Source organism: Methyloceanibacter sp., assembly GCF_050728395.1.
Lineage (GTDB): Bacteria > Pseudomonadota > Alphaproteobacteria > Rhizobiales > Methyloligellaceae > Methyloceanibacter.
Window position 1 is genome coordinate 1 of sequence record NZ_JBOHJB010000021.1, and the last position, 19,089, is coordinate 19,089.

22 protein-coding genes and 1 tRNA gene are annotated in these 19,089 nt (G+C 63.0%); 7 read left to right on the forward strand and 16 right to left on the reverse strand.

Annotated features, from left to right (window positions below; all coding sequences use genetic code 11):
* A partial coding sequence (locus ACREC7_RS05605; protein ID WP_431554708.1) for a hypothetical protein occupies positions 1–213 on the forward strand: 213 nt, incomplete at its 5' end.
* 48 nt (positions 214–261) lie between these two features.
* Here the strand turns inward: ACREC7_RS05605 and ACREC7_RS05610 are convergent.
* Complete coding sequence (locus ACREC7_RS05610) at positions 262–399, reverse strand: hypothetical protein (RefSeq protein WP_431554709.1); 138 nt, start codon at positions 397–399, stop codon at positions 262–264.
* 213 nt (positions 400–612) lie between these two features.
* A complete protein-coding gene (locus tag ACREC7_RS05615; protein WP_431554710.1) occupies positions 613–852 on the reverse strand; it encodes a hypothetical protein in 240 nt (79 codons plus the stop codon).
* Positions 853–1,050: 198 nt separating this feature from the next.
* Here ACREC7_RS05615 and ACREC7_RS05620 point away from each other — a divergent pair, with 198 nt between their 5' ends.
* A complete protein-coding gene (locus ACREC7_RS05620; RefSeq protein WP_431554711.1) occupies positions 1,051–1,176 on the forward strand; it encodes a hypothetical protein in 126 nt (41 codons plus the stop codon).
* Positions 1,177–1,310: 134 nt separating this feature from the next.
* Here the strand turns inward: ACREC7_RS05620 and ACREC7_RS05625 are convergent, their stop codons facing one another.
* Entirely contained in the window at positions 1,311–1,442 is a 132-nt protein-coding gene (locus tag ACREC7_RS05625; protein ID WP_431554712.1) for a hypothetical protein, read from the reverse strand.
* A 221-nt stretch (positions 1,443–1,663) separates the two neighbouring features.
* Between ACREC7_RS05625 and ACREC7_RS05630 the strand changes: the two genes are divergently transcribed.
* Positions 1,664–2,338: a hypothetical protein gene (locus tag ACREC7_RS05630; RefSeq protein ID WP_431554713.1), complete on the forward strand. Its 675-nt coding sequence runs from the start codon at positions 1,664–1,666 to the stop codon at positions 2,336–2,338.
* 129 nt (positions 2,339–2,467) lie between these two features.
* Positions 2,468–2,725 carry a hypothetical protein gene (locus tag ACREC7_RS05635; protein WP_431554714.1) on the forward strand — a complete coding sequence of 86 codons (258 nt, stop codon included), beginning with the start codon at positions 2,468–2,470 and terminating at the stop codon, positions 2,723–2,725.
* Between the two features lie 648 nt (positions 2,726–3,373).
* Here the strand turns inward: ACREC7_RS05635 and ACREC7_RS05640 are convergent.
* From ACREC7_RS05640 to ACREC7_RS05670, 7 genes are all read right to left on the reverse strand, one after another.
* Positions 3,374–3,592 (reverse strand): hypothetical protein, encoded by a 219-nt coding sequence (locus tag ACREC7_RS05640; RefSeq protein WP_431554715.1) that lies wholly within the window; start codon positions 3,590–3,592, stop codon positions 3,374–3,376.
* Between the two features lie 877 nt (positions 3,593–4,469).
* Positions 4,470–4,778 carry a hypothetical protein gene (locus ACREC7_RS05645; RefSeq protein WP_431554716.1) on the reverse strand — a complete coding sequence of 103 codons (309 nt, stop codon included), beginning with the start codon at positions 4,776–4,778 and terminating at the stop codon, positions 4,470–4,472.
* Between the two features lie 238 nt (positions 4,779–5,016).
* Positions 5,017–6,249 carry an ABC transporter permease gene (locus ACREC7_RS05650; protein WP_431554717.1) on the reverse strand — a complete coding sequence of 411 codons (1,233 nt, stop codon included), beginning with the start codon at positions 6,247–6,249 and terminating at the stop codon, positions 5,017–5,019.
* Entirely contained in the window at positions 6,246–6,953 is a 708-nt protein-coding gene (locus tag ACREC7_RS05655) for an ABC transporter ATP-binding protein (RefSeq protein ID WP_431554718.1), read from the reverse strand. Before ACREC7_RS05655 ends, ACREC7_RS05650 begins: the two co-directional genes overlap by 4 nt.
* On the reverse strand, positions 6,950–8,416 hold the full coding sequence (locus ACREC7_RS05660; protein ID WP_431554719.1) for an efflux RND transporter periplasmic adaptor subunit: 1,467 nt from the start codon (positions 8,414–8,416) through the stop codon (positions 6,950–6,952). The genes ACREC7_RS05655 and ACREC7_RS05660 overlap by 4 nt, the downstream gene beginning before the upstream one ends.
* Before the next feature lie 117 nt (positions 8,417–8,533).
* Entirely contained in the window at positions 8,534–10,597 is a 2,064-nt protein-coding gene (locus tag ACREC7_RS05665; RefSeq protein WP_431554720.1) for a protein-L-isoaspartate(D-aspartate) O-methyltransferase, read from the reverse strand.
* Between the two features lie 73 nt (positions 10,598–10,670).
* Complete coding sequence (locus ACREC7_RS05670; RefSeq protein ID WP_431554721.1) at positions 10,671–11,378, reverse strand: SIMPL domain-containing protein; 708 nt, start codon at positions 11,376–11,378, stop codon at positions 10,671–10,673.
* 133 nt (positions 11,379–11,511) lie between these two features.
* Between ACREC7_RS05670 and ACREC7_RS05675 the strand changes: the two genes are divergently transcribed.
* Positions 11,512–11,588, forward strand: a tRNA-Ile gene (locus ACREC7_RS05675).
* A 42-nt stretch (positions 11,589–11,630) separates the two neighbouring features.
* Here the strand turns inward: ACREC7_RS05675 and ACREC7_RS05680 are convergent.
* Positions 11,631–12,209: a hypothetical protein gene (locus ACREC7_RS05680; RefSeq protein ID WP_431554722.1), complete on the reverse strand. Its 579-nt coding sequence runs from the start codon at positions 12,207–12,209 to the stop codon at positions 11,631–11,633.
* 185 nt (positions 12,210–12,394) lie between these two features.
* Between ACREC7_RS05680 and ACREC7_RS05685 the strand changes: the two genes are divergently transcribed.
* On the forward strand, positions 12,395–13,225 hold the full coding sequence (locus tag ACREC7_RS05685) for a c-type cytochrome (protein ID WP_431554723.1): 831 nt from the start codon (positions 12,395–12,397) through the stop codon (positions 13,223–13,225).
* A 114-nt stretch (positions 13,226–13,339) separates the two neighbouring features.
* Here the strand turns inward: ACREC7_RS05685 and ACREC7_RS05690 are convergent, their stop codons facing one another.
* The 5 genes from ACREC7_RS05690 to ACREC7_RS05710 all read right to left on the reverse strand — a co-directional run bounded on the left by ACREC7_RS05690 (position 13,340) and on the right by ACREC7_RS05710 (position 17,878).
* Positions 13,340–14,038 (reverse strand): sulfotransferase family 2 domain-containing protein, encoded by a 699-nt coding sequence (locus tag ACREC7_RS05690; protein ID WP_431554724.1) that lies wholly within the window; start codon positions 14,036–14,038, stop codon positions 13,340–13,342.
* Positions 14,039–14,049: 11 nt separating this feature from the next.
* A complete protein-coding gene (locus tag ACREC7_RS05695) occupies positions 14,050–14,796 on the reverse strand; it encodes a sulfotransferase family 2 domain-containing protein (protein ID WP_431554745.1) in 747 nt (248 codons plus the stop codon).
* An 18-nt stretch (positions 14,797–14,814) separates the two neighbouring features.
* Positions 14,815–16,401, reverse strand: coding sequence for a hypothetical protein (locus tag ACREC7_RS05700; protein WP_431554725.1), 1,587 nt, complete (start codon positions 16,399–16,401; stop codon positions 14,815–14,817).
* Complete coding sequence (locus tag ACREC7_RS05705) at positions 16,361–17,311, reverse strand: hypothetical protein (RefSeq protein ID WP_431554726.1); 951 nt, start codon at positions 17,309–17,311, stop codon at positions 16,361–16,363. The genes ACREC7_RS05700 and ACREC7_RS05705 overlap by 41 nt, the downstream gene beginning before the upstream one ends.
* A 153-nt stretch (positions 17,312–17,464) precedes the next feature.
* Positions 17,465–17,878: a hypothetical protein gene (locus ACREC7_RS05710; RefSeq protein WP_431554727.1), complete on the reverse strand. Its 414-nt coding sequence runs from the start codon at positions 17,876–17,878 to the stop codon at positions 17,465–17,467.
* A gap of 164 nt (positions 17,879–18,042) precedes the next feature.
* On the opposite strand from ACREC7_RS05710, the gene ACREC7_RS05715 reads away from it, so the two are divergent.
* Positions 18,043–19,077 (forward strand): ELM1/GtrOC1 family putative glycosyltransferase, encoded by a 1,035-nt coding sequence (locus ACREC7_RS05715; protein ID WP_431554728.1) that lies wholly within the window; start codon positions 18,043–18,045, stop codon positions 19,075–19,077.
* Positions 19,078–19,089 lie beyond the last annotated feature (12 nt).

The following is a 19,089-nucleotide window of genomic DNA, read 5'->3' on the forward strand; positions in this document are numbered from 1 at the left end:
CATGTGCTGCCGCCGGCCGACTATCGGGTGGTGACCGACGAGGAGCTCCTCGAGGGGCTGTCCTTCATGGCCTACCGCCGAGTCGCGACGGTCATCTTCGTGCCGGAGCTGTCCGGAGCCGCGGTGGAAATGGTGACCATCGATCCTGCGGAGCTTGAGGCCGCGCAGAACCGGGATGCAGCCACCATGCACGCGGTATCGGCAGCGCGGTAGCGCAAGACATCGCGCTCAAGGCGCGAAGCGCGGTAGCGCCATGACAAGCTATTTCTTCGCGCCGCCGCCCTGGCCGGGCTTGGGGCGCTGATCGAGGGAGAGGGGAGAGGGCGCCGGCACGACCTTCTTCTTGTCCTGCTTCGGCTTCTTCTTCTCCTTGTTGCTCCGCATTTGGCCTTTGGCCATGTCGTGCTCCTCTCGGCTGGCGAATCACTTGAGTGGAATAGCCCATCCTATCCCGCGCGGCTCAAAAAAAGAGAGCCGCCCGAAGGCGGCTCACACGTTTGGGTCGGCCTTGGCCTGAACCCCCACATCCACGACGCGTCGCCTTCATGGTTGAGGCTTTTGGCGTGGACGGAAAATGAAACCGAGGCTGAGCAGCCTCGGAGACTGGCGCCCTTAAGCGCCGGCGCCGATCTGGCGGCCCTTCAACACTGCGTCGACTTCACGCTGGGCCTGCGCCTGCTCGAGGCCGTATTTGGCCGCGACCTGGGTCACGAGGTCGGCCTTGCCCTTGAGCGCGGAAACCTCCTGCTCGGAGAAATGGCTCCACTTGGCACGAATGTCCTTCATCACGGTCAACTTGTTCTGCTCGGGATTATTGGATGTCACGCTATTGGTTGAGGATGAATTTTCCATGTTAGACTCCACATTAAAGGAAGTAAATTCTGAATGATCATCATCCAAAATCATTATAACGATATGGAACCTGTCGGACAGAAAAACAAGTGCGCCACAGAAATATTATATATTTGCGCCGAAATATTCTCATGCGACTTAATTAAAGCGCATTTATCTTATAGAAGTTCAACTCACATCCTCGAATCGGAGTTCCGAATGAAGCTATCTATTGCAAGCGTTTATTCCGACGACCCATTTCCCCACGTTCTGATCTACAGCACGCTTCTGGCGGTGCTGAGCATTGCCGCGGTCGGTCTCGTCTCGTCCCACATCCTGAACTGAAGCGGGTTCGTATCTCGTCCCGTCGTCATGGCCGGTCCGGCGCGTGAGCCAGGGCCGGCCGTGCACGTTTTCAGCTCATGAAAGATGCGAATGCCAAACCGGGCCCCGCGAAGGGCCCCGCGCGTTGCGGCCGGTTAGCGCAGGCCCGCGAGGTTCAGAATCACGAAGGTTCCGTAGATCAGGATCGCCGCGGACACAGCCATCGCGAGGAGCCAGGCCGCGCTCGGCAGGCGCCTCGAAGTCTCGTTGTCATTGGCGGAACGCATGAAGCTCCTGTTTCTCACCCTTTGAGGGTGAAGGCTGGTTTTTTGCGCCCGGGGCAGGCGTCTGAAATTCACCCTGCGCCCATTCGCCCCCCGGGTCGAGGCAATTCCCTGCGCTCAAGCGGCGCAGCAGGTTGACCCACCCAACGCGGGGAGGGGTGGCGGAGGCTTTGATCACTCGTTAGGGTAGAAGTCTTGCAGCGTCGACAACAACGGGGGAGCGAATGGGCCGGGTCAAACAACCTGTCGGAAAGCGCGGCAGCCTGAAATGGATTCAGAAGGCAATCAATCAAGTTCCTCCTCGAAAGCTTGATGAGCTTATCTTGCCCAAGCTAACCGGCGCAAAGAGCATCGCTTGGACATCGCCCATTTCATCGGACGATCATGCCGAATATAGCGATGCCGCATTCTTGGAAAAAATCAAAGCGTCAGACCTCACAGCCAAGCTCTCCAAATTCTGGCCGGCTCGCGGACCTCAATGGGACGCTCTAGGGCGATCCGACCGAGGCGACATTCTTCTGGTCGAAGCCAAGGCGCACATCGATGAGCTCTGTTCGTCCCCGGCGGGCGCAAGTTCGGATTCACTCAGAAAAATTAGAGCAGCACTGAGAAAGACCGTGTCCTATCTGGGAGCAAATCCCCGTGCGCCGTGGACCGAGATCTTTTACCAGCTAACCAATCGCCTCGCTCATCTCTACTTTCTGCGTACGCATGGGCAGAAGGCATGGCTGGTACTCGTCAATGTCGTCGGTGATACCGACATGCGCGGACCAGCATCGCCGCAAGAATGGGAGGCTGCATATCAAGTCGTCCGGCATGTGCTTGGAATCAAGGACCGTAATCGCCTTTCCAAGTACATCGTGCACGTCTACCCCAGCGTGAGCGATTTTGCCGCCTAACTGGGGCAGCGCTCACAGTGCGCGCTTGCCGATCTCGACCTGATGTGGAAAAAGCCACTGAGTTGGATTCCGGCTATTCCGGCGAGAGTCCTTGCATTCGCCCCACCGACCCCCCTTTATGCGGAAGCCATGTTCTCAGCTTGGATGAAATTCTCCCTCGATGCCGCGCGGCTTGGTTGCGAGATGCAGACGGTGATGGCCTTGCGCATGTTGAAGCTTGCGCAGGGCGGCAAGGCTGCCGAGACCGAGGCGCGGCGCATGGTGGCCGAGAAGGGCGTGGCCTTCGCCGAGGCGGCGACGACGCTCGCCACCGGCGGCTCGATGAACAAGGCCATGCGCCGCATGTCGTCCCGCGTGCGCAAGAACAAGCGCCGCCTCTCCCGCTAGTCTTGGGCCGCTCTCACAACTTTCCTTTGTCATCGCCCGGCTTGACCGGGCGATCCAGTAATCGGTGCGGGTGAAAGTCCGGCGAATGACTCGACGGGCGGCAAGTACTGGATTCCCGCTTTCGCGGGAATGACAACGGGTGAGCTTGGGCGAGCACTTCTCCTCTCCCCAGCGGGAAGAGAGCCTGCCCTCGGGCTCGACCCGAGGGTCGACTGCAAAGCGCGCGCGAAGCAGTCGGGTGGAATCGAAATCTGATAGGTCGGTTCCCTCACCCCATCCCTCTCCCCGATGGGGAGAGGGGGTTCCGGCTCCAAGACTTACACTTCTTCCTCTCCCTGTGGGGAGAGGGGGTTCTCGCTGCGGCGACAGCGACCGGTCTTCATACCTCCCCCTCGCGGGGAGGTCCGACGACGCCCCAGCGCTCAAGTAGCGAAGCGATGGCGCATCGAAGCTGCGGCGGCGTCGGGGTGGGGGAGCCTATCCACCCACCCGGCGAACCCCTCATTTTTGATTGCGCTACTCGCGCGCTGCTTACCGCGATGCCCCCACCCGGCGCGCATGCGCGCGCCGACCTCCCCACAAGGGGGAGGTATGAAGAAGGTGCGCTGTTGCAAGTCACTCCCCTCTTATCCCCGGCTCGGCGCGTCGCTAAGCCGGCGCCATCTCTCCGACAGGGAGGGGATCGCTCAGCTCGCAGGTCTCGTCCGCGGCTGAAGGCTGCGTTGCCGTGTCGATCGTGCGGCGGCCAAGGAACTCCGCGACCCAATGGGCGGCTGCAAACTGCGATGGAGTCATTTCGATGTCGGTGCTTCTCGACTCTGACGGATCGGCTTCCGCCAAACTCAGGATATTCGTGAGCGCGATCATGTCCGAATCTCCTTTTCCAATCTCAGTGCTCAAGGTCGCCTCGAGCTTGAGGGAGAGTCTCGTCTATCGCTCAGATTGGCGCTGTGGGATTTGCCACGCTTTTCACCCTTTATCCCCGCCCCTCCAAGTGTCGTCATACCGGCGAAAGCCGGTATCCAGTTTTTGTTTTGCGCATGCCGCGCGCCGGATTCCGGCGTTCGCCGGAATGATGCGAGCATTGAAGTTATCCCCGCGCCTCCAAGCTCCCCTAAAATGCGCCCAGCTCTTCCCCGCGAGGGATGCGTGACCTAGGCCGTCTCTGTCATGTGGGGTTGGGATGCGGCGCCTGAGGAGAACCGCGGAACGGACCTGCGGCCTCATCTGAGAAAGAGTGGCCTCGCGTTTCGCGGCCGGGGTAACGGACCACCTCAGGGGCTCGTCTGGCCCCCGCCTGGGTTGGAAAGCCCGGGTCCATCTCTGCCGGCAGCTAGAAGCTGCCCGCGGAAGAGGCGGTAGGCGAGGGGAAGGGGCTTAACATATCGCCGCAAGCGGGGCGCCTGAAGACTGCCCCTAACAATAGGACGCGGCCGCTTGGCACCCCGCATCTCTCGTTTTCGATGCGCTACCGCGCTTCGCGCTGCTTGAGCGCGGCTCTTTGACATGCCTCGCGGGTTCTGCCCGGCGAGACGTTTCCTGCTGTGTCATGCCCGGACTTGGCGAAAGAGAGGGGCGTTCTGGTGCTGTATTTTATCCCTCCCCTTGACGGGGAGGGTGGCGAGCCCGGCTTCGAGCCGGGATCGCCGGGTGGGGCGAAGCGCAGAAGAGTGGTCCCCACCCCGACGCCGCCTGGAAGAAGGCGTCGTCGGACCTCCCCGCGAGGGGGAGGTAGGAAAAACAATCAAGCCGCGGCGGAGCCGACCGGCGGCGGCGGGTAGACGGGGCCAGGATGCAGGAAGGTCATGGTCACATAGGCGCCGATGAAGGAGCCAATCGCGGCGAACACCACATAGATCCAATGGTGAGTGTAGCTGATGACGGCAAACGAGGAGAGCATATACCAGACGCTGCTCCAAGCCGCCGCCGGGAACCGCTTTCGCTTCACCACCGCGTTGGTGAACATGACATAGACGGCGTCGGTGCAGGCCGTGGCGAAGACGACGGCGACGGCGATCAGCGGGTCGATGGCGAGGCTTGGCAGGCTGGGCATGGATCTGGTCCTTGGGTAGCGAGAAGTGCGTTGGCGGAGACTAGAGCAGAGTCAGTTCAGACGCGAAATATCCTCGCGGACGGTGACGTTTCCTTCCAGCGTCATGCCCGGGCGAAGTCCCGGGCATCCAATAGAGAGGTGCAACTTGGCCGGAGCCCGTAGTCACCAGTGGATTGCCGGGTCAAGCCGGGCAATGACGAAAGGGAAGTTACGCGTAGCGAAGCTACTTATGACGAAGTCATTCGTAGCGGAGCGCGTCGATGGGGTTCATCAGCGAGGCGCGGCGGGCGGGATAATAGCCGAAGAAGATGCCGACCAGCGCCGCCGCGGCGAGGGCCACGATCACGAGGGCCGGTGACAGCGCGATCGGCCAGGCGCCCCAGATCGAGAGCGCGATGGCCGCGCCGCCGCCGATGGCGAGCCCGATCAGCCCGCCGGTGAGGCAGAGCGTCACCGCCTCGATGAGGAATTGGCTGAGGATGTCGCGGCGCCGCGCCCCGACCGCCATGCGCAGGCCGATCTCCTTGGTGCGCTCGGTCACCGAGACGAGCATGATGTTCATGATGCCGATGCCGCCGACGATCAGCGAGATGGCTGCGGTGGCGCCGAGCAGCAGGCTCAGGATGTTCTGCGTCTCGGAGCGGGTGCGGATGAACTCAGCCATGTTGCGCACCTGGAAGTCGTCGGGGGTGCCCAAGCGCACATGGCGGCGGGAGCGGAGCAAGGTCTCGATCTCGCTCTGCGCGTCGCTCATCTCCTCGGCCGAGGCGACCTCGACCATGATGCGCTTGAGGTTGTCGGGCACCGTCTTCTCCGCGCCGAACAGGCGGCGGCGCGCGGTCGAGACCGGCACCACGGCCGTGTCGTCCTGGTCCTGGCCGAAGCCGGACTGGCCCTTCGGCGCGAGCAGCCCGATCACGGTGAAGGGCACGTTCATCACGCGCACCTGCTGGCCGATCGCCGGTCCTTCGCCGAACAGCTCGCGTGCGGTGGTGGCGCCGAGGATGATCACCTTCGCCGCCGATCTGAGCTCCGCCTCGGTGAAGCTGCGGCCTTCGGTCAGCGCCCAGTCGCGCACCTCGAGGAAATCGCCGCCGACGCCGTCGATCGAGGTCGTCCAATTGGTGTTGCCGACCACGATCGGCGCCGAGCCGCTCACCACGCCGGTCGCCGCGGCGACGCCGGGAACCTTCTCCTTGATGGTGGCGAGGTCGGATTCGGAGAGCGCGAGCGCGGTGCCTTCGCCGGCGCGCCGGCCGCCGGACGTGTAGGAGCCAGGCTGGATGACCAGCAGATTGGTGCCGAGCGCCTTGATCCTGTCCTCGATGGCTTGTCCGGCGCCGCTCGCCACCGACACCATGACGATCACCGAGGCGACGCCGATGATCACGCCGAGCATGGCGAGGAAGCTGCGGAGCGCATTGAGCCTGAGCGCCGCGATGGCGACCTTGAAGGCTGCGAACGGGTTCACTTGGTGTCCTCGACCATGAGGCCGTCCTTGAAGGTGATGCGGCGGTGGGCGCGGGCGGCGATGTCGAGTTCGTGGGTGACCAGGATCACGGTGATGCCGCCTTGGTTCAGCTGTTCGAACAGGGCGATGATCTCGTCGGTGGTTCGGCTGTCGAGCGCGCCGGTCGGCTCGTCGGCGAGCAGGATATGGGGATCGTTGACCAGAGCCCGGGCGATGGCCACGCGCTGCTGCTGGCCGCCGGAGAGTTCGGAGGGCTGATGCCGCTCGCGCTCGGCGAGGCCAACACGCGCCAGGCATTCGCGCGCCTTCTCCCGCGCGTCGGCCTTGCCGGCACGGTGCGAATAGCGAATAGGGAGCGCCACGTTGTCGAGCGCGCTCGTCCGCGCCAGCAGGTTGAATGTCTGGAACACGAAGCCGATCTTCTCGTTGCGGTATTGCGCGAGCCCATCGGAGCTCAAGCCCGAGAGCTCGCTTCCCTCGATCTTGAGCGAGCCGGAGGTCGGGGTGTCGAGCGCCCCGATCAAATTCATAAAGGTCGATTTGCCCGAGCCTGAATGTCCGGTGACGGCAAGATACTCGCCGCGAGTAACCTCGACATTGATGCCTTGCAGCGCGCCGATGACGCTGTCGCCCATGCGATAGGTCTTGGTGAGATCGCGCGCCACGATCTGCGGGGAAGCGGAGGCAGCCGGCACTTCCGTCATGGCGCCACCTCGCGGGCGCGCAGCACCACGTGGGCGCCGGGCTCGAGCCCATCGGCCACCTCGGTGAGGTTGGAATCGGAGAGGCCGAGGCGAAGCTGATGCGGCACCAAGCGCCCGCCCTCATAGGTCCACACCGTGGCGGAGCGCGGGCTGCTCGGGCGCGCGCGCTGCAGCTCCTCGTATTTCTTGTAGCGATCAGGCGTGAGCACGGCGCGCAGCACCTTGGCGACGCGCATGCGCGCCTGCTCGCGTGCGTCTTCCTGGTTCGGCCCGGCGCCGGGAGGGCCTGCGCTGCGGAGCGCCGCAAACTCGGCGTCGACGCCGGAGCGCACCTTTGCCGCTTCTTCCGCGGTGAGCTCGAGGTCGACCTTGAGCCGGTCGAGCAGCCGGCTGGTGCGGTCGCCTACGGCAGACGCTGTCGGCGTGGAGACCGTCGCCGTCGCATCGCTGATCAACGCCTCGGCGCTCCCGCGCGGCTGGAAGCGCAGTGCATCGTTGGGCACCACCACGACGCCCGGATGCTCGCCGGTGACGATCTCGACATTGGCGGTCATGCCGGGCAAGAGGCGGCCGAGCTGATTGTCGGCGCCGATCACCACGGTATAGGTGACGACGTTCTGCAAGGAGACCGGCGCGAGCCTGATCTGCTCGACCTTTCCCTCGAAGGTCGCGTCGGGATAGGCGTCGACCGTGAAGCTGACCTGGTTGCCGCTAGTCACCTGGCCGATATCGGCCTCGTCGACCTGCGCCTGGATCTGCACCTGGTTGAGATCCTGGGCGATGGTGAAGAGCTTCGGCGCCTGCAGGCTTGCGGCCACGGTTTGCCCAACCTCCACGATCTTGTCGATCACCACCCCGTCGATGGGCGAGCGGATATAGGTGCGGTCGAGGTCGATGCGGGCGCTGTCGAGCGTCGCCTCATGTTGGGACAGCGTGGCCTTGGCGGTCTCGACATTGGCCTTGGCAATGGCGAGGTCGGCAATGGCGCCTTGCTCGGCGGCAATCGCGGTGTCCAGAGCCGCCTGCGACGTGGCGCCCTTGGCGACGAGCTCCTTGGCGCGGCCGAGGTCGAGCTCGGCTTTGTGCAGATTGGCCTCAGCCCGCCCGATGCCGGCCTCTTGCAAGTCGACATTGGCCTTGGCCACGGCGACGGCGGCTTCCTCCTCGCGCACGCGCGTCTCGAAGCTCGACGGCTCGATGCGGGCGAGCACCTCACCCTGCTTGACCTCGCTCGAATAGTCGACGTTGACCGCGCCGATATTGCCGGAGAGCTGCGAGCCGATATCGACGGTGACGAGTGCGCTCACCGTGCCTGAGGTCGACACCACGCGGCGCACGTCGCCGCGCTCGACCTCGGCCGTCTGAATGTCGAGCCGGCTCGGGCCACTCTGGTGCCAATAATAGTAGGCTCCAGCACCGGCCGCGGCGGCCACCATGAGAATGAGCAGAAAGCGCGTTGTCATGCTTTCCCCTGGGCCCACGCGATAGCACGCACCGGGGAGAGCTAAGCGTTACAAAAAGGCAATCCTTGGGACGAGAAACAAAATGAAACAAAACGCTGCCGCAGTTTGCGATGCGGCTCAAAGGCCGAAGGGATAGGTCTCGTCGGGGCCGTGGGCGTGCACCGGGCGCGCCGCCACCGCTTGGGTCTCGGCAAACCAGATCCAGGCATCGAACTGACGTGACAGCTCGGCCTGGAAGTAGTGCGAGAGCAACTCAGTCTCGGGCCGGTAGATGACACCGATGGCGCGCTCGAGCAGCGGCTCGGCAAGCTCGGCACGCACGAACTCCCTTTGACCGGGGCCGGTCTCGAGCAGGAAGGCGGCGATGCCGGTGTCGCGCGACCGGCCCTCATAGGAATCGTCGCGGGCAGGGCGCACGCGCTTGATCTCCATGTCCCCGTCCCAGTCCGAAGCTGCAGCAACGGTGCCGCGGTCGGTGCCGAAGCCGATCAGCACCGCGTCCTCGCCGAAGCGCTGGCGCGCGAGCTGCCCGATATTGTGCTCGCCACGCACCTGGCCCATCTCGGTGAAGGCCGCATTGCCGATATGGGAGTTGTGCGCCCAGACCACCGCCTTGGCGTCAGGCCCGCGCTCGGCGAGCAGGCGGGAGAGCGTGTCGAACATATGCTGGTCGCGCAGATTCCACGACGCCGCGTCGCCGTAATAGATGGCGCGGTAATATTGCTCGGCGCCGGTCACGATGCGCGCATTCTGCTCGGCGTCGAAAAAGGCCTCGCCATCCTTGGCGAGATAGACGAGCCGCTTGCGCAAGAGATCGGTCAGCGCATCGGCGACTGGCTTCTCGCACACGGCGTAGCCGCGGGAGAGGGCCATGCGGCCGTAGCGGGCGGGCTCGGCGCGCCAAGGAACGAGGCAACCGTAGCGCTGACGCGCGATCCTGGCAGCTTCCGGATCGACCTTGTCGAGGTAATGCAACACCGCCTCGATCGAGGCGCCAAGGCTGTAGATATCGAGCCCGTAGAAGGCCGCCTTGCGATCGGGATCGCCGATGGTGGCGTTGATCTCCTTCAACCGGTCGAGGAACTCCGCCACCTGGCCGTTGCGCCACATCCAGGTTGGGAAGCGGGTGAAGGTTGCTTGCGGCAGCACCGGACGGGGCAGGCCACGGACGTAGGCGTCGTAGACCGCGGCGTCAGGCCAGTCGGCCTCTACCGCCACAATGTTGAAGCCGTGTCGATCGACCAGCATCTCTGTGATGCGCGCCCGCGCCTGGTAGAACTCCGCCGTGCCGTGGGTCGCCTCGCCGAGCAGTACGACTTTGGCATCGCTGAACCGCTCGACGAGATTGCACAGCTCGTGCAGATCGCCGAACGGCTCGGCAGTCTTCGCCATCAGCCGGCTCAAGCGATCGTGAATGGTGAGCGCGCGCTTCGCCGGCAGAAGCAGGCCTGCGGCGAAGCCGGTGGGCTCGGCGTCAACCAGCGCTTCTTTGATTCGCTCGCGCTGAGGCTCGGCCCATCCTTGCTCTCCGATCAGCGGCACGAAGGCGACCGCGCCGAAATCCTCCACCATGAAGCCGTCCTCGCCCGTGCGGCGAACGCGCATCAGCGTCTGACAGCCGAATTCCCCGACCGGGATGATCAGCCGCCCGCCGATGGCAAGCTGCTGCTTCAGAGCCTCGGGAACATGCGGACCCCCGGCGGAGACGATGATCGCCTGGAAGGGCGCTTCCTCCGGCAAGCCCTTGGTGCCGTCGGCGATGATGATCTCGACGTTGGCATGGCCGAGCCGCTTCAGCCTGGCGCGGGCAAGCTTGGCCAGCTCCTCGTGGCGTTCGATGGCGAACACCTTGTTGGCCATGCGGGTCATCACCGCCGCGGCGTAGCCTGAGCCGGCGCCGACCTCGAGCACCTTGTCGCCCGGTTTGATCTCGGCAAGCTCGATCATGCGCGCGACGATGTAAGGCTGCGAGATGGTCTGCCCGGCCTCGATCGGCAGCGCCGAATCCTCATAGGAGAATTCCTGCAGATGCTCAGGCACGAAGGCCTCGCGCGGCACGGCGCCCATGGCGGCAAGCAGCAGGGGATCCTCGATGCCGCGGGCGCGAAGATGGCGGGAGACCATCACCGCCCGCTCTTGCGCATAGGCGCTGTCCAGCACTTCGGCGCGTGGCACGGTCATGACGGCAAAACTACCTGACGTGCCCCTGGTTCGGCCTTGATTTGAATCATGTCGAGGCGCCTGGCCGGCACGCTTAGTCCAGCTCGAAAGTGACGCTGACGCGGGCCTCGACCGTGGTGGTTCCGGCCTCGATGGGGACGGCCTTGGCGGCCATCTCCATGGGAGCCGGCGCGACGGAGCGGGCGAAGACGATGCCCTGGTCTTCGCTGATGGTCAGGACCTTGCCGAGCTTGGCGCCGGCAGCTTCGGCATAGAGCTTGGCGTTGGCGATGGCATTTCGCATGGCAAGCTTGCGCGCTTCGTCCTTGAGGGCCTCGGGCTCGGCCACGCCGAACTCAATGGAGTTCACGTCGTTGGCGCCGAGCGTCACTACCTTGTCGAGGATCTGCCCGAGCTTGCCGACGTCGCGCACGGTCACTTGAACCGAATTGGTCACCTGATAGCCGACGATGTTCGGCGACCGTCCATCCTTCCGCTCTTCATAGAGTGGCTGCACCGTGAAATTCGTGGTCTGGATGTCCTTGGGGTCCAAGCCTTCGGCTTTGAGCGCGGCAACCACTTGCGTCATGGCCTCGCTGTTCTTGGCGAGCGCCTCCTTGGCGGTCGGCGCCTGGGCGGTAACGCCGGTCGAGATATCGACCTTGTCCGGCGTGGTCCGAATTGCGCCGGTGGCGGCGAGCGAGATGGTGCGCTTCGGCGCCTCGTCGGCGCTGGCCATATTGACCGGGAGCGCGGTGAAAATGAGCAGAGCGAGGAAGGCGGTCTGGCGTTTAAGCGTCATGGGAGTCCTTTCGACCGTTGACGGCCGGCGGGCACCCGTCGCCGGAGGCGGACGCGCGGCTGCCGTGGCCCGAGCCGTTTCGCGCCAGCATAGAACTCTGCTAATGAGGCGGAATCACGCGACTATGAACGTGGGGCCCGTAGCTCAACTGGTTAGAGCCGGCGGCTCATAACCGTCTGGTTGGAGGTTCGAGCCCTCCCGGGCCCACCACTAAATCTTGAGGGCGCCGGTTCAGCCGGCGCCCTTATCGGTTCAGGACTTTTTCTTGTTCTTCCCGTTCAGCCACTCCAAGAAGCTGCCCTTCTTGGCGGTTGTCTCGTGTTTGTGACTTTTCTTGTGCACGACTTTCTTCTTTACGCCGTGGCTCGTCCTCAGTGTCTTGACGACCACCTTCTTCCCGCCCTTCTCGACGACTTTCTTTTCCTTCATTACGGCGCCGCCAGCCACTGCGGACGCGGTAGCGCGCCCGACGCCGCAAACGTTCCGCTTGTCATTCCACTTCATCCCGGCAGTCTCGCAGTCGGCGCGGGTGAGTGGCTGAGCGGCTCCCGAACCGCAAACGTTGGCGCCGTCATTCCAAGTCATGCCGGCCGCGTCGCAGTCGGCGCGGTTGAGCGGCTGAGCTGCGGCCATGTCTCCGCTCGAATCGGCGGCGGGAGCGGCGGCCATGGCGTCGGCGCTGCCGCAAACGTTCGTGCCGTCATTCCAGGTCATGCCGGCCGCGTCGCAGTCGGCGCGGGTGAACGGCTGTGGCGCTTCATCGGCGGCAAATGCGTATCCGCCGCAAGCCACGCCGAACGTCAACGCAAGAACAAGTACTCGCGATCTCATAGCAATCCCCCCCAGCGATGATGGAATTTTGACAATACCGCACTCCAATTTCACCTTACAGCACTCCTTTTGTGGGCCTGAACAGGGGAGGATGCTACCAAATATCACGTAAAGGACAGTAAAGGGGACCTCCGAGAGGAGCAATCATGGGCAATTTGCCAAGCCAGGCAAGGATTTGCGCGGCCGTGCGGGCCCTGGTTTTCGGCGCTTTGCTGCTGATTCCGAGCCTGGCGCGCGCCGCCGAGCCGTTGCTTGAGGTTGCCGCAGGCGGTGAGACGCGCAGCTATACGCGAGAGGAGTTGCTGAAGCGGCCCGACGCCGCCACCATCGAGGTGGCGAAGGACATCGCCTATGGCGGGCCGATGACCTACCGCGCCGTGCCGGTCGCTGCTCTCCTCTCAGGCCTGACTTTTCCCGCCGGCAGCGTCATCGAGGCGGTCGCCATCGACGGCTTCGCCGCGCAGATCCCGCTCGACCTGTTGCGCAACACCGATGCGAGCAAGGCCATTGCCTGGGTCGCGATCGAGCCGGAAGACCAGCCCTGGCCCAAGATCGCCGGCAAGGACTACACCGCCGGGCCGCTCTATGTGGTGTGGACCGGGCCTGAGGTGGCGAGCATCCGGAGCGAGTACTGGGCCTATCAGTTGGCGAAGTTCGAGAGCCAGCTTTCGCCCGCCGCCCGCTGGCCTGGGCTCGCCGTCGATCCGAGCCTCCCTGACGACGATCCCGTCCGCGCCGGCCAGACGCTCTACATCGCCCAATGCCTGCCTTGCCACAAATTGAATGGCGGCGGCGCGTCCGTTGTCGGGCCTGATCTCAACCTGCCCATGAATCCGACCCAATACATGACGCCGGAAGGACTGCATGCCTTGATCCGCGACCCGAAATCGGTACGTAGTTGGCCGGGGATGAAGATGAACGGCTTGCCGCCCGATCTCCTCAGCGATCGCGAGATCGACCTCATCGTCGGCTATCTCAAGCACATGGCCGGGCGTAAACAGGCGCCACCACAGTGAGTGAGCGTCATTCCGACGAAAGTCGGAATCCAGCTCGCGCGGGGAAGCGCGAAAACAAAATCTGGATACCGGCTTTCGCCGGTATGACGCCGGTAGTTAGGGAGGGGGTATGCGTCAGAAGTGGTAGTTCAGCAGCGCGATCTCAGGCGCGTACCAGTCGCGCACCAGCGCCTCGGTGTGCGGCGAATAATAACTCCGATAGTCCTGCCGCGTTTCCCTATCGGGCGTGACGTTTGATTTGGGCACGTCCAGCTTGCGTGCCACCCCCACCAAGTCGAGCGCCGTGGCGAGATCGGCCTCGAGATTTTCGTAGCGGCCGAGGAAATCGACCGCGAGCTTGGCCCCCTCCATGTAGATTTCGTGATTGTCGACATAGGCGCGGCGGCGGCTCGCCATGAAGCTCTCGAAGCTCGGCCGGCTCGCCTTGGACTTGGTCTTGTAGAAGTACCAGGAGATTTGCCGGTCCCACGGATTACGGTCGAAGGCGAATTTGACATAGCTCCGCCAGACGTCGTCGCCGACATAGGCGCGCACGAGATGCGCCGGCATGTGCTCGTAATAGCCGACACTCGGGTGATAGTAGCGCTCAGGCCGCCCGAGCAGCTTTCGCCACAGCGGCCGCTGCGGCTTCAGCGGATGCTCGATGCGATAGTTCTGCGGCGGCCTGCCTTTGCGGTCCTCCTCGCTCTCCTCCCTATAGGGCGTGATTACGCAATCGGGCCCGCACAGCTCCGACAGCGCCGCCTCGATGGCGGTGCCGGCCGTCTTCTTCGTCTTCAGGAAGATGAATTTGTGCTCGTGCGAAATGATCATGCGGCCTGCGCTCAGAACTCATAATCGAGCAGCTCGATCTCGCGCGCGTACCAGCGCGCCACAATGCCCCTGGTGTCGTCGTCATAATAATCGCGATAGGGAAGGGCGGCGGGGCGAAAATCGGTCTTGGCGCGCGGCAGCTCGGTGGCAAGGCACACGCCCACACGCTCGAGCGCGATTTTCAGATCCTCGCCGAGCGTTTCGAAGCGCCCGATGAAATCGACCGCGACGTCGCCGCCGATGGAATAGATGTCGAAATTGTCGATGCGGGCGCGGTCGTCCTCATGCATGAAGGTGGCAAAGGACGGCGGCTCTTTTTCGTTGCGGTAGCGGTGATGATAGAAGGAGACCTGCCGGTCCCACGGATTGCGGTCGAAGGCGAATTTGAAATAGCTCTGCCACACTTTGTCGCCGATGCGCGCGCGTGCCTCCGCCGCAGGCATGTGATTGTAGAAGCCGTAATCCGCCGCGGTGAATTTGAACCAGCGGCGCTTGAACAGCGGACGTGGGCTATCCCACCAGCCGTGCAGCCGCCAATTCTGTGCGCACCTGCCACCCACGCGCCGCGCCTCGTCGATCTCGGTCAAAGGCGTGATGACGTCGTCGGGCCCGCAGAGCCCGGTGAGCGCAAGCTCGATGCTGGTGCCGGCGGTCTTCTTGGTCTTGAGGAAGATGAATCTATGAGCGTGGCTGACGATCATGGACGCGAGCGATCCATCGGTGACATTTACGGTGAAACCGTAGTCGCCTCCACTCACAGAACGCAATAGCCCGGATCAACGCGCCGGCGCGGCGGCAACCCGGGGCGCCTGAAGGCCTCCCTTTGCTGGGCGCCGTCCAGAGGCGGTTTGACTGGCGGCGACGGTCGCCGGCTTCTCGAGAAATTGGCCGATTTGGTTGATGGCGCAGGACGGCAGGAAGGTCTTCTGTGCGCAGATCGCCATTGCTTGGTCTTCACTAAGCACCTTGGTCGAGCGCTTGGCGCCTTCGCCGCCACCGGCAACCCAGGCGCTTTCCCACAACACCGCTAGAAGATGTGTGCCGCCTTGCATGGCCGCGATGGTTTTTGTGCCAAAACGCCGCCACAGCGCCTCTGCGGCATTTTCATCCTTGTCGGTCGCGAGGTAGGTGTCGAGCAAATCCTGTGGCTGCAGTCTCTTGAAGGTCGAGCGCATCAATTCGATGGTCTTCACCGCAGCCTCATATCCATTTGCTACAAGGTCCTTTTTGGTCACCTTGGGGGTCTTACTCAGTCCCTTGAGGATTTTGTCCCGATTGGCGTTCACCATGTCGTCTTCATAGGCGGCGTGCAGGCCTTGACCAAGCGGAATGCGCTTTTCCTCCTCGGTTCCATCCCTGTGTTTCACTACGTGAATGGTTGCCTGCAGGGGATCGCCGTCGTGCAGATAAGAGATGTGCAGGGGCTGGCAGGCGTCGCCGACATAATGGGTTAACACGCCGGCGGCGCAGACGAATTTCGGAATCTGGTTGTTTTGAACGAATTCAACCATGCAGTCGAAGATCTGCCAGACCCTGAAAGGCAGCAGGCCGCGATGATTTTGTGTGATGTCGCGGCCAGTTAAAAGGTCCTTGATCGTGCCGTAAAAATCGTTCCATGCATCCGGGTCGATGTTCTTCGGGTTCTTGCACATTGTGAGCAGGTCAAGACCATCCCCCGGACGCTTCTGATCCATGTCGGCGAAATGGTTGGGACCCTCCACTCCGCGCGTATGGCCTTGTTTGCCGTGCTTCCAGAAGAAGTCCGGAATGTCGGCCATCGGGATGAAGGCGTCCTCGCCCATGTTCTTGAATCTGCTCTTTAGGATGGTCGCATCATTGTGGCTGACGATGAGCGCATTGTTTTTCATCAACTTGGCGAGGGTCGGGACACTTCGCGAAAGTGCTCCGGATACACGGCTTGCGATCGAAAAGTGACCCACCGCCCCCCAGGTCTCATCCTGGTCGAGATTCCAGTCTCGCAGCAAATCCACGTCGAGTCGTTCGCAGATGGTGCTGAGCGCGGTGGCGAGAGCGTAGGGTTGGGTGTCCTTCCCCGAGTAGAGGGAGTTGGCGCCCCACTGCAGCGCAAGCGGACGAAAACCTTTGGAAGCGATGGCGGAGTCGGTGCATCCGACAGGAAATTTTTTCCGGCGGTCATCGGGCTCGGGCTCAAGCAGCCACAAGGTTCCCGAATCGCCATGGCGCGTCACGAAGTGAGGTTGCTTCGGCTCGGCTTTGTGCGGCGTGCGCGGACCGATAAAAAAATCCGAGACATATTCGGAGCCTCCGCGCGCTTTATGACGATAGAACAGGGCATGGATCTCACCATACATCCAACGGCTGGCCGAGCCGTAGCCGCGCACGTAGCGACCGATAAGCGATAGAGAACCCTGCTGCCGAAACATCGAACATGAAGCCGGGAATGGTCCCATCGGGCAACTTGGCGGTCCAACGGTTGAGATCGTCGATCTCGATCAACCCGGCATCCATGTTGACGAAGGTGCCGCGGCCAGACCAATCGGGGTGGAGTTCCGAGAACGCGACACGGCGCGCCTGCAAGGAGGTGGAGCCTCCGATCCTCTCGTCGCGACCGTTGAGCTGCGAATAGATCACCTCGCCGACGTCTCCAGTGACATGCCGGTTGGTCAGCGCGTAGGTCTTGTGTCCATCCCCGACGAGACACGCAATCGTGGCTAGATGCTCGCGCTTCTGAGTCCGAATGATGACGGGATGACCGCTCCCGATATTGTTGAGGGGATACCTTATGGATTCCAGCTCGGGTGCGCCTTTGGGGTCGCGCGGTGCTTCGATCACGCAAACCGGTACCAGGCGGCCGTCCCGCAGATAGAGAGTCTTCGGGACCATCTCCTCGGTTTCGTGGTCGCCACCCTTACCGAACTCATTAGCGGCAATCCAGTCTTGCACGAACACCAACACCGCCGGCCAGGAATAGGGCCTGACCTCTGAATTGGTCAGCCTGCGGACTCCTGTCCCTTTGAACTGCCTTTTATCTTGCGGCCATGAGTCACCGCGCCGAATGCGATAATAGCCGATGGCCGTCGCCACCACATTCGGATGGCGCATGAGATGCACGTGATATTCGTCGCGTGCGTCGAGGATATCGTCGAGAGAGAGTGTTGAGTAGCCGCGGTCGAGGTCATGGACTCGCGGCTGGTGTGCTATCTTCCGGCTAAGGCGTCCGTTTCTGTGGGGGGGAGTTGCATTTTTTGAAGATTTGCGTCGTGCAGCCTTGGGGTTTGCTTTTGGCGACATGATCTGACCTCCACAACGACTGACAAGTTGTGACATAATACGATGTTCTTACAGGTTGTGGGGAAATTGCAGGTCGATGCAACCCAAGTGATGCGTCCGAGGTGCAAGGCTGGACAAGCCTTGGTTCGACAGAAGTGACGACTATGGCCTACGTCACTTCGCCTTCTGCTCCTCGAGCCACAGCGCGAGATCTTCCAGGATGGCGCCGAAATGAATCTCGGGCACGCGCAGCGCCATGGCGATGTCCTTCAGCTTCTTGCGCTCCTCCGCGGCTATGCGGCCGTCGGCGATCAGCGTAAGATAGGCGGCGCGGATGATCTCCTCCTTAGTCTCGCGGTCGAGCACCGGAGCCGCGGCGGTGAGCTCGGCGAGAAGGCCGTCCCTGGTCGTCGCTTCCGACATTTCGCCGATCTCTTGCGGCGTGATTGGCCTTTTCGCCTGGTCCCGATAGACCTGCTGCATGAGGCTGACCTCGCGCTCCTCGATGGCGCCGGCATCTGCCGACGCCACGGCGATCATCGCCTTCAGGATGAGATCGGCCCGCAAATTCGCCGCCCGCTCCGGCATATTCCGCTCCATGTCCCTTGAGGCGCCGATTGTGCCGGGGTGGGCGGCCTTTGCCAAGCGCGCTCACGGGGAGGGGAGTCGCGAAATCGGGATTCAATTAGGATGAATTTGGCTTTATGACCCCGGCAACGCCTTAAACTGTTCCGCCAAGGCCCGGTCAGCCAGTGACGCCGCTCAAAGTGATCTTTCTCGCCGATACGCGGCCGGGCCATTATCACCTCGCCGAAGGCGTCATTGCCGCGTTGAAACGGCTCCGCCCGGTCGAGGTCACCCGCATTCTCGTGCACCGGCGGTGGATCGTGCCGACCAGGTGGCTGCGCCGGCGCATCAACGCCGAAAGCTTCCATCCGCCGCGCATGTTGCGCATGGCCTACCGCATCGACGCCGAGGCGCTGCCGAAGGCCGGTCTCGTGGTCTCGGCCGGCGGCGAGACGCAGATGCCGAATATCTGCGTCACGCGTTTTCTTGGCGTCCCCAACATCTTTTGCGGCTCACTGCTGCGCGGGCTTGGGCCTGAGAATTTCAGCCTGGTGATTTCGTCTTATGATCGCGATGCCGGAAGTCCACGCCACATGGTGGTACTCAAACCTTCCGCCATCGATCCCGATGCGCTCGGCCGGCCGGCAACGGTGCCGCGCTATGGACCCGATCGCCGTCCGGATTTTGCCGGGCTGCTCATCGGCGGCAATGCCGGGCCGTTCCGCTACCGGCGCGGCGAATGGGAGCTTCTGCTCGATTTTGCGCGAGCCCTGTCCAAGGCATGGGGCACGCGCTGGCTCGTCTCCACCTCGCGGCGGACTCCAGACTTCGTTGCCGACCGCGTGGCCGAGCTTGCCAAGGACGAAAGCGTCATCGTGCGCTTCATCGACTACCGCACCGCAGGCCCCGGCACATTGCCTGATGTGTTTCGCAAGGCCGAAATGATCGTCTGCACCGAGGATTCGAGCACCATGGTGTCGGAGGCCGTGTCGGCGCGGCTTCCCGTGGTCGGCGTGGCGCCGCAAGCGCACCGCTTCACCGACGAGGAATCGGCCTACCGGGAATTTCTCGTGCGCAGCAATTGGTGCCGCGTTCTGCCCATCGCGGAACTGACCCCTGACAGCTTCGCCGCGGCGCTCGCCGAGATCGAGCCGATCCGCGAAAACCCGCTCGATGCGCTGGCCGCGAAGCTGAAAGATCGCCTACCCGGGTTGTTCTGAGACTAACGAAAA

Excerpts from the sequence above, each read along its gene's own strand:
- ACREC7_RS05635 (WP_431554714.1), top strand. The coding sequence starts at position 2,468 with ATGTTCTCAGCTTGGATGAAATTCTCCCTCGATGCCGCGCGGCTTGGT.
- ACREC7_RS05690 (WP_431554724.1), bottom strand. The coding sequence starts at position 14,038 with ATGATCATTTCGCACGAGCACAAATTCATCTTCCTGAAGACGAAGAAG.
- ACREC7_RS05655 (WP_431554718.1), bottom strand. The coding sequence starts at position 6,953 with ATGACGGAAGTGCCGGCTGCCTCCGCTTCCCCGCAGATCGTGGCGCGC.
- ACREC7_RS05625 (WP_431554712.1), bottom strand. The coding sequence starts at position 1,442 with ATGCGTTCCGCCAATGACAACGAGACTTCGAGGCGCCTGCCGAGCGCG.
- ACREC7_RS05705 (WP_431554726.1), bottom strand. The coding sequence starts at position 17,311 with ATGTCGCCAAAAGCAAACCCCAAGGCTGCACGACGCAAATCTTCAAAA.
- ACREC7_RS05640 (WP_431554715.1), bottom strand. The coding sequence starts at position 3,592 with ATGATCGCGCTCACGAATATCCTGAGTTTGGCGGAAGCCGATCCGTCA.
- ACREC7_RS05670 (WP_431554721.1), bottom strand. The coding sequence starts at position 11,378 with ATGACGCTTAAACGCCAGACCGCCTTCCTCGCTCTGCTCATTTTCACC.
- ACREC7_RS05645 (WP_431554716.1), bottom strand. The coding sequence starts at position 4,778 with ATGCCCAGCCTGCCAAGCCTCGCCATCGACCCGCTGATCGCCGTCGCC.
- ACREC7_RS05630 (WP_431554713.1), top strand. The coding sequence starts at position 1,664 with ATGGGCCGGGTCAAACAACCTGTCGGAAAGCGCGGCAGCCTGAAATGG.
- ACREC7_RS05680 (WP_431554722.1), bottom strand. The coding sequence starts at position 12,209 with ATGAGATCGCGAGTACTTGTTCTTGCGTTGACGTTCGGCGTGGCTTGC.
- ACREC7_RS05620 (WP_431554711.1), top strand. The coding sequence starts at position 1,051 with ATGAAGCTATCTATTGCAAGCGTTTATTCCGACGACCCATTTCCCCAC.
- ACREC7_RS05660 (WP_431554719.1), bottom strand. The coding sequence starts at position 8,416 with ATGACAACGCGCTTTCTGCTCATTCTCATGGTGGCCGCCGCGGCCGGT.
- ACREC7_RS05610 (WP_431554709.1), bottom strand. The coding sequence starts at position 399 with ATGGCCAAAGGCCAAATGCGGAGCAACAAGGAGAAGAAGAAGCCGAAG.
- ACREC7_RS05615 (WP_431554710.1), bottom strand. The coding sequence starts at position 852 with ATGGAAAATTCATCCTCAACCAATAGCGTGACATCCAATAATCCCGAG.
- ACREC7_RS05710 (WP_431554727.1), bottom strand. The coding sequence starts at position 17,878 with ATGCCGGAGCGGGCGGCGAATTTGCGGGCCGATCTCATCCTGAAGGCG.
- ACREC7_RS05665 (WP_431554720.1), bottom strand. The coding sequence starts at position 10,597 with ATGACCGTGCCACGCGCCGAAGTGCTGGACAGCGCCTATGCGCAAGAG.